Genomic DNA, 14,172 nt, shown 5'->3' with positions numbered 1-14,172 from the left:
TCTACTTCGGGTACTTCGTCACCAGCAGGCTGTAAACAGTCTCTGCGCCGGTGACGAAGTTGCCCATGCGCATGTTCTCGTCGAACGTGTGCTGATTGTTATCGGCGTTCACCGTCGGCACCAGCAAGAACGGTAAGCCGAGCGCCTCGACCAGCACGTCGGTCGGCACCGTCCCGCCCATCATCCTGATTCGCACCGGCTCCGCCTTCGGCGCCGGAGCAGTGGCTGACTTCAAAGCAGCCATCGCCCAGCGCCCGACCGGCGCATCCATCGGCACGCGCGCCGCGGCTTCCACACTCCCGAGCTTGAACATTGCAAGCTTGTCGTACTTCGCACGCTCCTCTTTGGTCGGCGCGGCGTCGACCAGGTGATAGCCCTGCTTCTCGATGTGACGTTTCAACAACTCGAACAGGCGGCGACCGTCCGTCTCCGGCGTGGTGCGAATGTCGATTTCAGCGATGGCTTCGCTGGGCACGATGTTCGACGCCTTCGCTCCAACCGAAGCCGAGGCCATGCCTCGCACGTTGAGCGATGGATACTGAAGCGCTTCCTGATAGGTCGCACCGACGCCCTCGGCCTTCGCGATGCCCGCACGCTTCAGCAGCGCGGCCTCGTCGTCGCCGGTCGCTCTGAGAATCTGACGATCGGCGTCCGTGAGATCGATACCATCGTAATAACCCTCGACCCGCACCCGGCCGTCGTCATCTTTCATCGACGCGAGCAGCGAAGCGAGCCGCAGCGCCGGGTTCGGCACATAGTTGCCAAAGTGACCGCTGTGTAACGGCGCGGTTGGACCGAACACCGTCAACGTCGCCTGCGTAATGCCGCGATTGCCGAACACGAGCGTCGGCTTGCCGGAGCCGTGCAGCGGACCGTCGAGTACGATCAATGCGTCCGCTTTGAACAGCGGCGCGTTGGCTTTGACGGTCGCGGCAAGACTCGGCGAGCCCATCTCCTCTTCGGAGTCGAGCAGCACTTTCACATTGATAGCCGGCTTCTTGCGCTGTGATTGGAGTACATCCATGGCCGTCAGCAGCATGACGATGGGCGATTTATCGTCAGACGCGGAGCGCGCGAACACGCGCAGCTCCGGGTCGAACGGCTTTGCAAACAATCGCTCGCGCGGAACCTCTTGCCACGCGCCCTGCGCGTTTCTCTCCTTCACGACTGGCTCGAATGGATCCTTCTGCGCCCACTCTTCTTTGACGATGGGCTGACCATCGAAGTGCGCGTAGAACAGAATGGTCGGCGCGGATGCCTGCGCCCCACTCAGCTCGGCGAGAATCATCGGCCGCCCGGCCGGATTGTCGAGCCGATGCGTTTTGAAGCCGCGCTTCTGAAAGCTCGTTTCGAGAAAGGCGACATTACGCTGGATGTCGCTCGGCTCGGCCGCAACGTTCGGCAGGCTGAGTAACTCGAGATATTCAGGGAGGTTCTTCTGCGTGGCCGTGGTGATTGCAGTCGCCTGCGAGCCGGCCAGCGCATTTGCCTGGAGCAGCAGAACGCAAAGGCCGGCCGCGATGCTGTTCAGTCGGTGCATCAATTCGCTCCCGTGCTCTCTACCGCGCGACTGTCGCGCTTGCCGCCCCACTGCACGTACATCAAGCATTCATCGCTGAGACAACTGTCGACGTGCGTCTGATTGCCAGGCTGGAACCAATAGCTGCCTGGACCGAGCAGCTTGGCAGTCTCCGCGGTTTCGCCGGGCTGCCAATGCTTCATCTGGCCTTTGACGACGACGAGGTCGTAGTCCGAGGAGTGAACGTGCATGCGCCCCTCGCCTCTGCCGAACTTCATGAGCATGGATGACGGCCCGTTCGCTGGATCGCCGCGGAGGATGGCGACCTCCGGAGACCCGGGCCGTGCGGGATCCATTGGCTTGAACACAGCGCCTTCGATCGGAGTCACGATCATTTGCGGTCCGGACGCCGCGTAGATGCCGGCAGCGAAGCCGAAAACAGTACATGCGACCGACAGGAACATCGCGCGACCAACCATAGCAGGCGCCCTCCGATAGATCGGCGCATCATACGATGTCGCGACGGCGGAGGAATCCAGGCCGAGTCGGCGGACCGCTATCGCGCGGCGGACCGTCGAAATCGACCGCCCGCGGGTCGAATCGTGGGAAATTATTTCTCGGGAGTGCCGGCTTCGGCGGCTTTCTTCGTGTGTCTGACGTCTTCGCCGCTGGCGACGAACAAGACCTGCTCGGCGATGTTCTTGGCATGGTCGCCGATGCGCTCCAGCCCTTTGAGCGCGAACACGGTATCGATGGTCGCGCCGAGGAAACGGGCGTCTTGCATGGCGAGCGTCAGGATCTGACGAAGCGCGGCGGCGAACTCGTCGTCGAGCTCCGAATCGCGAGCACGCACTGCGCTCGCCATCTCGGCATTCGATTCGTCCAGAGAACGGACCGCATCCCGAAGCATGCCGGTGGTCAGCTCCGCCATGTGCCGCAGGAAACGTGCGACTGCGAGCACCGGCCCTTGTGGCTCGCCCGTGGCGACGCGAGCGGCGAACTTCGCGATTTTTTTCGCTTCATCGCCCGCGCGCTCCAACTCGACCGTAATCCGGGAAGCGGCCTTGGCCATGCGCAGATCGCTCGCCATCGGCTGATGAAGCGCGATCAGCCGAAACGCCTCGCGATCGACGAAGCGCTCCAGCTCGTTGACTTTCTTTTCGCGGGACAAGACCAGATCGGCGATCGTGGCGTCGCCATCGAGCAGCGCACGCACGGCGGCCGAGACCTGGTCGATCACCAGCCCGCCCATGCCCACGATCTGCAGGCGCAGGTCGGAGAGCGCGGCATCGAATGCCTTGGCGGTGTGGCCTTCCACGGGATCGGAGCCGCCCATGTTCATGGCGATCGACGTTAGCCGTAACGACCGGTGATGTAGTCTTCAGTCGCCTTCTTGCTCGGGTTGGTGAAGATCTTGGCGGCCTCGTCGAATTCGATGAGCTCGCCCAGATACATGAAGGCGGTGTAGTCGGAGACACGCGCGGCCTGTTGCATGTTGTGAGTCACGATCAGCACCGTGACCTGATCGCGCAGTGTGGAGATCAGCTCCTCGATCTTCGCCGTGGCAATGGGATCGAGCGCCGAGGTCGGCTCGTCGAACAGCAGGATTTCCGGCGTGGTTGCGAGCGCGCGGGCGATACACAGACGCTGCATCTGACCGCCGGACAATGCCAGCGCCGAATCCTGCAAGCGGTCTTTCACTTCATCCCACAACGCGGCGCCACGCAGTGCCTTTTCCACTTCCTCGGCGAGCGTCGCGCGATTGCGCACGCCACGCAGACGCAGGCCATAGGCCACGTTCTCGAAAATCGTCTTGGGAAACGGGTTCGGCTTCTGGAACACCATGCCGATGCGCATGCGCACTTCGATCGGATCGATGCCCGAGCCGACCAGATTGATGTTGTCCGGGTGCAGCGTGATGCTGCCTTCGTAGCGCGTGTCCGGCTGCAGATCGTGCATACGGTTGAAACAACGCAGGAACGTGCTCTTGCCACAGCCGGACGGACCGATCAGCGCCGTGACCTGCTTGTCCGCAATGGGGATCGAGAGGTTCTTCAGCGCGCGGTTCTGGCCGTAATAGAAGTTCAGGTTCTCGACCTGCGCCTTGACGCTGGTGATCGCACGCGACTGACGAGTGTCATCCACCGCGATGGAAACGCGGGGCGCCGCGACTCCCGCCGGCGGTTGGCGTGCAGGTTCTTCGTTACGCAAAGTGCTCTCCGGGGTGCCCCGTGTGCTCGTGGTGTCGATCATAGGTCACCAATTGATCTTCTTGCGGAAGCGGTAGCGAATCCAGATCGCCACCGCGTTCATGAGCAGCGTCATGCCGAGCAGGATGGCGCCGGCCGCCGCCGCGTTCGCCTGGAACGCCTGGTCGGGACGCGACACCCAGTTGAACATCTGGATGGGCATGGCCGTGAATGGATCGCTCAACCACTGGAAAGAGATAAACGGAAACTCGCTGGTGATCGGCGACGACGGCAGGAACGCGATGAAGCTCAGCGCGCCGATCGTGATGATGGGCGCCGTTTCGCCGATGGCGCGTGACAGGCCCAGGATCATGCCGGTGAGAATGCCGCCCGTGGAGTACGGCAACACGTGATCCTTGGTCACTTCCCAGCGCGTGGCGCCCAGGCCATACGCCGCCTCGCGAATCGACTTCGGCACAGCGCGAATCGACTCACGCGTCGCGACGATGACGATAGGCAGGATCAGCAGCGCCAGCGTCAAACCGGCAGCGGCAATGCTCTGCCCCAACCCGAACTGATACACGAACAAGCCCAGTGCCAGCAGGCCGTAGACGATGGACGGCACGCCGGCGAGATTCGTGACATTGATTTCAATGATCGCCGTGAACCAGTTCTTCGGCGCGTACTCTTCCAGATAAATCGCCGCGGCCACACCGACCGGCACCGCGCAGAACGCAGTCACCAGCATGATCAGCGAGGTGCCGACCCAGGCGCCCAGGATGCCGGCGCGCTCGGCGCGGCGCGACGGAAAGTTGGTGAAGAAGTCCCAGCCGAAGCGCTCCGAGCCGTCGAGCACCAGGTTCATGAACAGCACGGCCAGGATGCCCAGACAGGCGAACATCAGCACCAGGCCGACGATCACGAACACCTGATCGAGCATCTTGCGCCGCGACAGGCCGGTGCGGATCGAATCCGGGTTCAAATAATCCGGAACGTTTGCGGTGGCCATCAGTACGCCTCGCGGAACTTACGTGTCAGCGAGAAGCCGATCACGTTGAAAATGAGCGTGATCAACATCAGCACCAGACCGGCGGCAAAAATACTCTGATATCCGATACTGCCGTGAGGCAGATCGCCCAGGCTGACTTGCACGATATAAGCGGTGATGGTCGCTGCCTGCTCGCGCGGGTCGAAAGTGAAGTTCGGCTGCATGCCGGCGGCGATTGCGACGACCATCGTCTCACCGACGGCGCGCGAGATGCCGAGAATGAACGCGGCCGCGAGACCGGAGAATGCACCTGGCACAACGACGCGGAGCGCCGTCTGCAAGCGAGTCGCGCCCATGGCGTACGAGCCTTCGCGCATGTAACGCGGGACGGCGCGCATCGCGTCTTCGCTGACCGACGCGACATAAGGAACGATCATCAAGCCGATCACCAGGCCGGCGCTCAGCATGTTGAAGCCTGGCAGCTCGGGCATGAGCATCTGTAACAACGGGGTCACCGCCGTCAGCGCGAAGTAGCCGTACACCACCGTCGGCACCGCGCCGAGCAATTCGAGGATGGGCTTGACCGTCTCGCGCAGCCGGTGCGACGCGAACTCGCTCAGGTAGATCGCAATGATGGTGCCCACCGGCACCGCCACGATCAGCGCCACGATCGTGGTCGTCAACGTGCCCGCCACCAGCGGCAGGATGCCGTAGTGCGCGTCCGCGAACAGCGGCGTCCACATGGTGTCGGTGAGGAAGTCTTTCAAAGAGACGTGATCGAAGAACGCAGCCGATTCCGTCAACAGGATGACGACGATGGCCAGGGTCGTGAACACCGCGACCAGGCCGGCCGCGAGCAGGAACGTCTCGACGATGCGGTCCCGGATCTTGCGGTAGCGCAGGCCGCTGCGCGAAACCAGATCGTTGGACTTTGTAGCCGCAGTAGAAGCCATAGATACCCGCTTACCCGTGTGTCACGCCGTCAGGCTGTGCACCGGCCCGTCCGCGAAGGGCGCATTGTAGTGATACGGCGCGCCTGATCCCAGCTCCAGCGAGGCAGAACTCCCGGCAAGGGGAGCACCGGGAATCCCGCCCGCTGGTTTACCTTATCGATCGCCTAGTAATCAGACGGGGATTAGAGCTTGCCTTCGCGCGCCAGCAGCGCGTCGATGGTCACACCCACTTCCGGCACGCCGCCGAACACGGTGCCCAGCTTCTTGTCGCCGAAGTGTTTCAACGCCACCTTGTAAGCCTCGGCCGGCAGCGGGACATAACCCACTTCCTCGGCGAGTTTGGCGCCATCGGTCAGGTAGAACTGGATGAACTCCTTGACTTCGGCGCGGGCGGCGGCCGTGTCACGTACGTAGATGAAGAGCGGACGCGACAGCGGGTTGTAGCTGCCATCGTTCACGGCTGCGATGCTGGGGCCGATTTCCTTGCCCTGCGGATTCACGATCGGCACCGCACGCATCTTGTCCTTGTGCGCGATGTAGTACGCGTAGCCGAAGTAGCCGATGGCGTTCTTGTTGTTCTCCACGCCCTGCACGAGCACGTTGTCGTCTTCGCTCGCGGTGTAATCGCCACGGCTGGCCTTGGCCTTGCCGTTCACGGCTTCGGTGAAGTAGTCGAACGTGCCGGAGTCGGCGCCCGGGCCGAACAGCATCAGCGGCTGGGCCGGCCACTCGGAACGCACCTGGTTCCACTTGGTCACGCGACCCTGCGCACTCGGCTCCCACATCTTCTTCAGGTCAGCGGCGGTCAGCGACTTGACCCAGTCGTTCTTCGGGTTGACCACGACCGTCAGGGCGTCGAACGCCACTGGCAGCTCCAGGTACTTGATACCGGCCTTGGCGCAGGCTTCCATCTCTTCCTTCAGGATGGGGCGCGAGGCGTTGGAGATGTCGGTCTCGCCACGGCAGAAGCGCTTGAAGCCGCCGCCCGTGCCCGCGATGCCTACGGTGACGCGAACCTTGCCCTTCTTGCTGATCTGGAATTCTTCGGCGACCGCCTCGGCGATCGGAAACACGGTGCTGGAGCCGTCGATCTTGATGACGCTCTGCGCGTGTGCCAACTGCGGCGCGGCTACGGCCGTGAAGCCCGTCAGGAAGACCGACGCGCCCAACTTGTGCCACAACTTCATTGATTTGAACCCTCGTTAGAAGAGTGCGGACCGAAAACAGGAGAATCCAGCTAGCTGGCGCGGAGTGTGACGGCCTTCGATGACAGTCGTATTACAGTGGGCCGGCGGCGGCTGCGATTTCGTCATCTGGGCGTAACAAGCCGCTGACCGTCGCCCAAAATTCGTTTTGGGGTAGCGACTTAGCGACACCCCTTGCGAGCCGGGGTGCGCCTGGATATAAGACCGCGCCCACTTCCCACCGCTCACTTCTCTCCCAGGAGTTCACGCCCTTGCCCACGCCCGCCGACGACCCGACTCTGCTCCTGACCCAGGAACTCATCCGTCGTCCCTCGGTCAGCCCCGAGGATCAGGGTTGCCTGCAGATCATTGCGCAGCGTCTGGAGGCCGCCGGCTTCCGCGTCGAGCGCATGCCGTTCGGTCCGGTCGAGAATATCTGGGCCCTGCACGGCACCGGGCGCCCGCTGCTGTGCTTCGCCGGACACACCGACGTGGTGCCGACGGGTCCGCGGGAAGAGTGGCACACCGATCCGTTCGAGCCGGTGGTCCGCGACGGCATCCTGTACGGTCGTGGCGCCGCGGACATGAAGAGCGGCCTCGCTGCCATGGTGGTCGCCACGGAGCGCTTCGTCGCCAAGCACCCCGATCACAAAGGCACCCTCGCCTACCTGCTGACCAGCGACGAGGAAGGCCCGTCGGTCGACGGCACTCGCCGCGTCATGGAAGTGCTCGAGGCGCGCAACGAGAAGATCGATTACTGCGTGGTCGGCGAGCCGAGCAGCACCGACAAACTGGGCGACGTGATCAAGATCGGCCGGCGTGGCTCGCTGTCCGGCAAGCTGACGGTGCACGGCGTGCAAGGGCACGTCGCTTATCCGCATCTGGCCGACAACCCGGTCCACGCCGTCGCGCCCGCCTTGGCGGAGCTTGCGGCACGCACCTGGGACAAGGGCAATGAGTTCTTCCAGCCAACGACGTTCCAGATCTCGAACATCAGCGCCGGCACCGGCGCGCCGAACGTGATTCCGGGCGAGCTGAAGGCGCGTTTCAACATCCGCTTCTCCACCGAGCAGACGGTCGAGAAACTGCAGTCCACGATCACCGAGATCCTGAACCGTCACAAGGTGAACTACACGCTGGAGTGGTTCGTCTCCGGCCTGCCCTTCTTCACCGCGCCGGGCGCGCTGTCGAAGGCAGTGGTGCAGGCGATTCAGGAAAAAGCGAATCGCACTCCGGAGCTGTCCACCACTGGCGGCACCTCAGACGGCCGCTTCATTGCACCGACCGGCGCGCAGGTCGTCGAGCTCGGCGTGCTCAACGCCAGCATTCACAAGGTGAACGAGAACACCCGGGTCGATGACATCGTCACGCTCACGGATATGTATGAGCGCGTGATGGAGTTGATGCTGGCGAAGTAGCTGCCGACCGGCCCTCGACCGGTCAGTAGTTGTTTGTTTTTCTCGGGCGGGCGGCGATATTGACGATCACCGCCCAGCTACCGAGCGCCACCAGCGCGATCAGCACCCACCAGGGCATGGACAGACCGAGCAAGCTCCAGTCGACCTTGCCGCACTCGCCCGAGCCGAACAGCACTTTGTTGATCACGTCCGTCAGGGGCATGATCTCCAGCAGATAGTTCAAGTCGGCGCCGCAGGCCGCGACCGAACCCGGCGGCTGCGCCTGGATCCAGATGTGACGCGCGGAAATGCCGATGCCGACGAGCGCGGCCAGATCGATCAGCACCCCGTACGCCAGCGCCCCTTTGCTCGATGAGGGATTGTGAAGCGCGGCGATCAGAAACAAGACGCCGACCGCGATCACCGCGACACGCTGAAAAATACAGAGCGGACACGGCTCCAGCCCGAGCACGTGCTGCGCATACAGCGCATACCCCATCAGAGCCGCACAGGCGAGAAAGCCGAGCGCGTTTCCCGCGCGACGATTGATTGTCAGCATGAATTATCGGGCTGGCGGAAGCGATTCCTGCTGACGCTGTGAGCGCGACTGCAGATGTTTCTCCACGTCTTCCATGGAGAGGTGGCGGATGTCCTTACCGTGAACCATGTAGACCACGTATTCGCAAACGTTCTTCGCGTGGTCACCGATGCGCTCGAGCGCGCGAGCAACCCACAGCACATCCAGCGCCCGGCGAATGGTGCGCGGATCTTCCATCATGAAGGTGATGCACTGGCGCTGGATCGCTTCGAACTCTTCGTCCACCAGGCGATCTTTTTTCGCGATGGCGACGGCGCCTTCCGGATCGAGGCGTGCGAACGCATCGAGCGCTTCGTGCACCATGTCGCCGACCAGCCGGCCCAGGTGCTTGATCTCGCGATAGCGATCCGCCGGCCGCTCCACTGCCGCCAGGCGCGAGCCGATATAGCCGATCTTCTCCGCTTCGTCGCCGATGCGCTCCAGGTCGGTGATGGTCTTGATGACCGCCACGATCAAGCGCAGATCGGACGCGGCCGGGGCCCGGGTTGCCAGAATCCGGCTGCAATCGTCGTCGATGGCCACTTCCATGGCGTTCACTTTCTGGTCGCCGCGCGCTACCTGCTCGCCCAGGCGGCTGTCGCCCTGAACCAGCGCCGTGACCGCCTGCTTGAGCTGCTCCTCGACGAAGCCGCCCATTTGCAGCACGTTGGTACGCACGCGCTCCAGGTCGTCGTTGTAGCGACTCAGGATGTGATGAGAGAGATCGGACTTTTCCATGACATCACCTTTAAGATCGCTGGCTGTATAACCCGCGGACTGGGAAAAGAAAAGGGCGGAGAGCGCCATCCGCCCTCCGCCCCGCGGACTGTGCTCGAATCAGAACTTGACGTTGAAATCGACCTGCAGACGATCGTAGTCCACGTCGAGCTGACCCAGGCTGTTGGCAAGCTCCGCGTTGCGCTTGTTCAAGAAGTACGTGGTGTTGATCGTCCAGTTGCGCACCGGCGCGTAAGCCCCGCGCAGCACCCAACCTTCGTTGTCGGAGAAGCCGCCGGCGAAATCGGAGTCGATCAGCTGTGCGAACAGTGCATCCTTCTCGATCTTCTGGTAGCCGGCGCCCAGTTCCCAAGTGCGATAGTTCGACGCCTTGCCGAACAGCACACCGGCGGCCCAGGCCAGGTTCTCCTCCGACGGATCCTGGTTCTCGGCAACGTCCGCCCACACCGAGAACGGCAGCTCGCCGAACTGGGTGTTGAACTCGGCGCTCAGGTTGATGACTTCGTAGTCATAACGCAGCACTTGAGTCGTCGTGGCGCCGCTGACGATGGTATCCGTCGTGTTGTTGTTCGCATTGGCGTTGTAGAACGGCGAACGACCCACCGCCGCGCTCAAATCGTAGTAATGAGCGGCGAGCATCAAGCTGCTCGAACCTATCGGCAAACGCGTGCCGATCTGCAAGCCGTGCAACATGGTATCCGCGGTGCGCGTGTTCTCGGTGCCGGACTGTTCGGTCAGCCAGTAGTTGTACGCGGTGCCGAAGAACGTGCCGCTCTGGAAACCGACCGCCAGACCTTCCGGCGTGATGTCGTTGTCCCAGAACAGACTCTGGCCCGGCTTCACGAACGGCTGCTTCATCTTGCCGCCGATCAGGTTGCCCCACGAGGCGAACTTCCAATCGAAGTAGGCGAGATCGAGGTCGAACGGCTTCTTCGTGAACACGCTGTTCAGGCTCTGGTTGCCGGAACGCGGATCGTTGCTTTCGGCGGTCGTCATGCCGATGCCGACGGTGATGTTGTCGGTCGCCTTCACGGTCGCAGCCAGACGTGCGCGGATGCGATCGCGATAACGATCGGCGGTTGGCACGAGCCCCACCCCCGAAACATTGCTGAGCGTTTCATCGCTGATGTACTCGTAGCGATAGCGCACGTCGCCGGTGAATGCGACCTTACCGGCCCAATCCGCGCCCTTGGTTTTCGCGACCTCGACCGCCTGCTGCGCCGTTTCCTTGCGCAGGCCGCGCGCCTCGCCCTTCAGATAATCGTCGTTGGCCAGCAGCTTCTCGTCCGTGGCCTTGAGCTGTTCGTTCTCCGACTTCAGCTGCGTGTTTTCCTGTTCCAGCTTGTCGACTCGCTGCATGAGCGCTTCGAGCTGCTCACGGATCTGCGCCAGCTCATTGGGACTGGCTGCCTGGACGCCCATCGACACCGAGGACAGTGCAGTCGCCAGTGCGGCTGCGAGCACGAGGTTCTTCACATTGCTCTCCGTTCGTTGTTAGGGAAAACAAGGCCGCGACATGCGGGCGTTGCCCCAAGTGAACTTAACGGTGAGCGTTATACGGCCGACTTATTACAGTAATGTTTCAGCAGGCCGCCTTTGGCGCCCGTTAATTTCAGTTGCATTACGACGACAGGCGCCAACTATTACAAGCAGCAACAATACGGGCGCAGGCATGGCTCGAGCAGAGGGAATATCCCAGGCAGCAGGACGCGAGCCCGGTCTCCCGGGCGGAAAAGGAATGAATCAAGCGGTGGCGAGGACGCCGGCGCTGCGTGAAATCACGCGAGTGCGGGGAAAATGACAGGTGAAGGTGCTGCCGACGCCTTCCTTGCTCTTGATCTCGAGCGTGGCGTCGTGGCGCTGCAACGCATGTTTGACGATGGCCAGGCCCAGGCCCGAACCGCCCATGCTGCGCGCCCGCCCCGGGTCGACCCGATAGAAACGTTCGGTCAGACGCGGAATATGCTCTTCTGCGATGCCGACGCCGGTGTCTCGGACCGACAGATGCGCGCCGGCATCGTCGACCCACCAGCGCAACTCGATGTCGCCTTCCGCCGGCGTGTATTTGACGGCATTGGTAATCAGGTTCGAAGCCACCGAGTGCAGCTCCGACTCGACCCCTTTCAACAATGCATCGCTTTCCAGTTGCAACCGGACATTGCGGGGCCGCTCATCGAGGGCCATCACTTCCTTGCGCAACAGCGCGAGCATGCCGGCCATGTCGACCGCGCTCTCTTCCTGCGTGTGCTCGCCGGATTCGAGCTTCGACAGCTCGAGCAGATCCTTGATGATGGTCCGCATGCGCTCGGCCTGCCGGCGCATCTCCAGCACCGGCGTATTCCACGCCGGATCGAGCTCCTCGTCGTCGGCCAGCGCATCGAGATAACCGCTGATGACGGTCAGCGGCGAGCGCAGCTCGTGCGATGCATTCGCGACGAAGTCCTTGCGCATCGACTGCAGCTGCTGCTCCTGGCTCACGTCGCGCACCATCAGCAACTGCCGTTCGGCCGTGCCGGTGCGCACGATGTTGAAAGCCAGCCAGCGATCGGTCTCCAGGTCCTGCACGATCGGGCCTTCGCTCGGATGACCGGTCTTCAAGTAATCGACGAACGCGGGATGACGCACCAGGTTCTCGACGCGGATGCCGACATCGCGCTTGCGCCGCAGCCGCAGCCATTCGCCGGCGCGGCCGTTGAACCAGAGGATTTCATGATCGGGACCGAGCAGCACGGCGCCCTCGGGCATCGCGCTGGTGAGGCGGCGAAATTCGCGCAGCAGGCCCGTGACCCGGGCCCGATGAAACTGCTTGCGTCGATAGATGCGGCTGATGATGGTCACGACTTCTCCCCACACGCCGCTGATGTCCGGGGGCGACTCGACGCGGCGGTGGCGCAGCCAATACTCCACGCGCAGCACGTTCCACAGCTGCACGATCGAATAGATGCCAAAGGTGATCGCCAGGGCCAGCGCGACGCGGCCGAACATCAGGCCGATCAGGAACGCAACTGCCAGCGCGATGCCGAGCCGCGATACGGATCGCCAGCCCGACGGCGAAAAAGCGCTGAGTATTTTCTTCAACGGCTACTCCGCGCGCGTTGAGAATCGATATCCCGAGCCTCGCACGGTCTGAATGAAACGATCGTAATTGAAAGCTTCGAGCGCCTTGCGCAAGCGACGGATGTGCACATCGACCGTTCGTTCTTCCACATAAACGTTACCTCCCCAGACGCGATCGAGGAGTTGGGCGCGACTGTACACCCGCTCCGCATGCGTCATGAAGAAGGACAGCAACCTATATTCGGTGGGGCCGAGCTGCACGGTGCGATCGCCCACGGTGACGCGGTGGCCGGCCGCATCCAGCACCAGCCCTTCGGCCTCGATCAGCTCTTCGCCGCTGCCATTGGTCGACCTGCGCAAAACCGCATTGATGCGAGCCAACAGCTCGCGCGGCGAAAACGGCTTGGTCACGTAGTCGTCGGCGCCGCTGTCCAGGCCCATGACCTTGTCCTGCTCTTCGGCACGGGCGGTGAGCATGATCACCGGCACTTCCTGGGTTTCCTTGTCGCGCTTCAACGCGCGGGTCAGCTCCAGGCCGCTCATGTCGGGCAGCATCCAGTCGATCAGCACCAGATCGGGACGCTGGTCTGCGATGCTGGCGCGCGCGGCGCTCACGTCCGCCGCTTCCCTCACCTCGAAACCGCTACGTCGCAATCCGAAGGCGATCATCTCGCGGATGGGCCGCTCATCCTCGACGATCAGAATTTGCTTGGTTGCCATGAGATAAGCGAAGTGGCCTTGAATTCAATGACATGGGTGACGGGGCACATTACAGCAATGAAGTATTACAGTCGCATGACGCGCCTCGGGGAAATTGCCCGATAGATGACAAAGCTGCGAACCCCGGCAGAAATCGAGCGGCTTTGTTGCAGGCTGCTTACAGCCCGGTGAGCCTCAGGTGCCTTTGACGTGCGCGACCTGATCGCGCACGTAAACGGGCTCGGCTTCGGTCGCGGGCCGGCCGCGGCCGGCGCGAAATTCCGCTTCCGCCAGCAATGCGATGTCGCTGGCCTTGGGCAATGCCGCTTCATAAACGGTGCGAGCGCCGGTCGCCAATCGTGCGCGCAACTGCGTGTACGCCTTGAAACCCGTCCCCGCCAGAACGGTGTAGTTACCTTCGACGACCTCATCCGGCGCATCCACCCGCTCTGCCGAGAGCGGCGTAACCAACTCCGCGCCGTGCTCGCGAGCGAAGCTCGACCAGTACACCTGATTCATGCGGGCATCCATGCACACCAGAATTCGATCGTCCGGCTGCGCGACTTGCTGAGCCACGGCGGCGAGATTCGAAACGCCGACGGTTTGCAGGCCCGCGCCGAACGCCAGCCCCTGAACGACGCCGACGCCGATGCGCACACCGGTGAACGCGCCCGGCCCACGCCCATAAGCGATGCCGTCCAGATCGGCGAGGCGCACGCCGCCTTCTTGCAGCACCGACTCGACCATCGGCAACACCAGATCGGCGGCGCCCCGCGGCTGCTCGCTGCTTCGCTCAACCACTTTGCCATCCAGGCGCAGAGCGACGGAGCAACGTTCGGTGGCCGTATCGATTGCAAGCAAACGCATGAAA

Annotated in this window: 14 protein-coding genes; 1 reads left to right on the top strand and 13 read right to left on the bottom strand. The window is 62.8% G+C overall.

Annotation, left to right across the window (positions count from 1 at the left end):
• Position 1 precedes the first annotated feature (1 nt).
• From EK373_RS25035 to EK373_RS25005, 7 genes are all read right to left on the bottom strand, one after another.
• Positions 2-1,540, bottom strand: a complete 1,539-nt coding sequence (locus tag EK373_RS25035) for a M20/M25/M40 family metallo-hydrolase (RefSeq protein ID WP_129647071.1) — start codon at positions 1,538-1,540, stop codon at positions 2-4.
• Complete coding sequence (locus EK373_RS25030; RefSeq protein WP_129647069.1) at positions 1,540-1,998, bottom strand: DUF4437 domain-containing protein; 459 nt, start codon at positions 1,996-1,998, stop codon at positions 1,540-1,542. The genes EK373_RS25035 and EK373_RS25030 overlap by 1 nt, the downstream gene beginning before the upstream one ends.
• Positions 1,999-2,129: 131 nt before the next feature.
• Complete coding sequence (gene phoU, locus EK373_RS25025) at positions 2,130-2,855, bottom strand: phosphate signaling complex protein PhoU (RefSeq protein WP_157994531.1); 726 nt, start codon at positions 2,853-2,855, stop codon at positions 2,130-2,132.
• 17 nt (positions 2,856-2,872) lie between these two features.
• Positions 2,873-3,772, bottom strand: a complete 900-nt coding sequence (gene pstB / locus EK373_RS25020; protein WP_129647065.1) for a phosphate ABC transporter ATP-binding protein PstB — start codon at positions 3,770-3,772, stop codon at positions 2,873-2,875.
• A 3-nt stretch (positions 3,773-3,775) separates the two neighbouring features.
• Complete coding sequence (pstA, locus tag EK373_RS25015; RefSeq protein ID WP_129647063.1) at positions 3,776-4,717, bottom strand: phosphate ABC transporter permease PstA; 942 nt, start codon at positions 4,715-4,717, stop codon at positions 3,776-3,778.
• Positions 4,717-5,649, bottom strand: coding sequence for a phosphate ABC transporter permease subunit PstC (pstC, locus tag EK373_RS25010; protein ID WP_129647061.1), 933 nt, complete (start codon positions 5,647-5,649; stop codon positions 4,717-4,719). Before pstC ends, pstA begins: the two co-directional genes overlap by 1 nt.
• Positions 5,650-5,831: 182 nt before the next feature.
• Positions 5,832-6,836: a PstS family phosphate ABC transporter substrate-binding protein gene (locus EK373_RS25005; protein WP_129647059.1), complete on the bottom strand. Its 1,005-nt coding sequence runs from the start codon at positions 6,834-6,836 to the stop codon at positions 5,832-5,834.
• A 269-nt stretch (positions 6,837-7,105) separates the two neighbouring features.
• Here EK373_RS25005 and dapE point away from each other — a divergent pair, with 269 nt between their 5' ends.
• The gene (dapE, locus tag EK373_RS25000) at positions 7,106-8,251 is read left to right on the top strand and encodes a succinyl-diaminopimelate desuccinylase (RefSeq protein WP_129647057.1); all 1,146 of its coding nucleotides are present in this window, start codon (positions 7,106-7,108) and stop codon (positions 8,249-8,251) included.
• A gap of 22 nt (positions 8,252-8,273) precedes the next feature.
• On the opposite strand, the gene EK373_RS24995 is transcribed toward dapE, so the two are convergent.
• The 6 genes from EK373_RS24995 to tsaB all read right to left on the bottom strand — a co-directional run bounded on the left by EK373_RS24995 (position 8,274) and on the right by tsaB (position 14,168).
• Positions 8,274-8,789: a disulfide bond formation protein B gene (locus EK373_RS24995; protein WP_129647055.1), complete on the bottom strand. Its 516-nt coding sequence runs from the start codon at positions 8,787-8,789 to the stop codon at positions 8,274-8,276.
• 3 nt (positions 8,790-8,792) lie between these two features.
• Positions 8,793-9,545: a phosphate signaling complex protein PhoU gene (gene phoU, locus EK373_RS24990; protein WP_129647054.1), complete on the bottom strand. Its 753-nt coding sequence runs from the start codon at positions 9,543-9,545 to the stop codon at positions 8,793-8,795.
• Between the two features lie 99 nt (positions 9,546-9,644).
• On the bottom strand, positions 9,645-11,021 hold the full coding sequence (locus tag EK373_RS24985; RefSeq protein WP_129647052.1) for a putative porin: 1,377 nt from the start codon (positions 11,019-11,021) through the stop codon (positions 9,645-9,647).
• A gap of 267 nt (positions 11,022-11,288) precedes the next feature.
• A complete protein-coding gene (gene phoR, locus EK373_RS24980; protein ID WP_129647050.1) occupies positions 11,289-12,623 on the bottom strand; it encodes a phosphate regulon sensor histidine kinase PhoR in 1,335 nt (444 codons plus the stop codon).
• Between the two features lie 3 nt (positions 12,624-12,626).
• Entirely contained in the window at positions 12,627-13,322 is a 696-nt protein-coding gene (gene phoB / locus EK373_RS24975) for a phosphate regulon transcriptional regulator PhoB (protein WP_116811317.1), read from the bottom strand.
• A gap of 174 nt (positions 13,323-13,496) precedes the next feature.
• Positions 13,497-14,168 (bottom strand): tRNA (adenosine(37)-N6)-threonylcarbamoyltransferase complex dimerization subunit type 1 TsaB, encoded by a 672-nt coding sequence (tsaB, locus tag EK373_RS24970; protein WP_129647048.1) that lies wholly within the window; start codon positions 14,166-14,168, stop codon positions 13,497-13,499.
• Positions 14,169-14,172: the final 4 nt, after the last annotated feature.

This window comes from Peristeroidobacter agariperforans (genome assembly GCF_004138335.1).
Classification (GTDB): Bacteria; Pseudomonadota; Gammaproteobacteria; order Steroidobacterales; family Steroidobacteraceae; genus Steroidobacter; species Steroidobacter agariperforans.
Note: the sequence above shows the minus strand (reverse complement) of the source record. Positions and strands in the feature narration are given on the sequence as shown.

Bases quoted from the DNA above. Each gene is read 5' to 3' on its own strand.
- EK373_RS25030 (WP_129647069.1), bottom strand. From the start codon at position 1,998: ATGGTTGGTCGCGCGATGTTCCTGTCGGTCGCATGTACTGTTTTCGGC.
- EK373_RS24995 (WP_129647055.1), bottom strand. From the start codon at position 8,789: ATGCTGACAATCAATCGTCGCGCGGGAAACGCGCTCGGCTTTCTCGCC.
- pstB (WP_129647065.1), bottom strand. From the start codon at position 3,772: ATGATCGACACCACGAGCACACGGGGCACCCCGGAGAGCACTTTGCGT.
- pstC (WP_129647061.1), bottom strand. From the start codon at position 5,649: ATGGCTTCTACTGCGGCTACAAAGTCCAACGATCTGGTTTCGCGCAGC.
- EK373_RS25035 (WP_129647071.1), bottom strand. From the start codon at position 1,540: ATGCACCGACTGAACAGCATCGCGGCCGGCCTTTGCGTTCTGCTGCTC.
- tsaB (WP_129647048.1), bottom strand. From the start codon at position 14,168: ATGCGTTTGCTTGCAATCGATACGGCCACCGAACGTTGCTCCGTCGCT.
- EK373_RS25005 (WP_129647059.1), bottom strand. From the start codon at position 6,836: ATGAAGTTGTGGCACAAGTTGGGCGCGTCGGTCTTCCTGACGGGCTTC.
- phoU (WP_157994531.1), bottom strand. From the start codon at position 2,855: ATGGGCGGCTCCGATCCCGTGGAAGGCCACACCGCCAAGGCATTCGAT.
- phoU (WP_129647054.1), bottom strand. From the start codon at position 9,545: ATGGAAAAGTCCGATCTCTCTCATCACATCCTGAGTCGCTACAACGAC.
- pstA (WP_129647063.1), bottom strand. From the start codon at position 4,717: ATGGCCACCGCAAACGTTCCGGATTATTTGAACCCGGATTCGATCCGC.
- phoB (WP_116811317.1), bottom strand. From the start codon at position 13,322: ATGGCAACCAAGCAAATTCTGATCGTCGAGGATGAGCGGCCCATCCGC.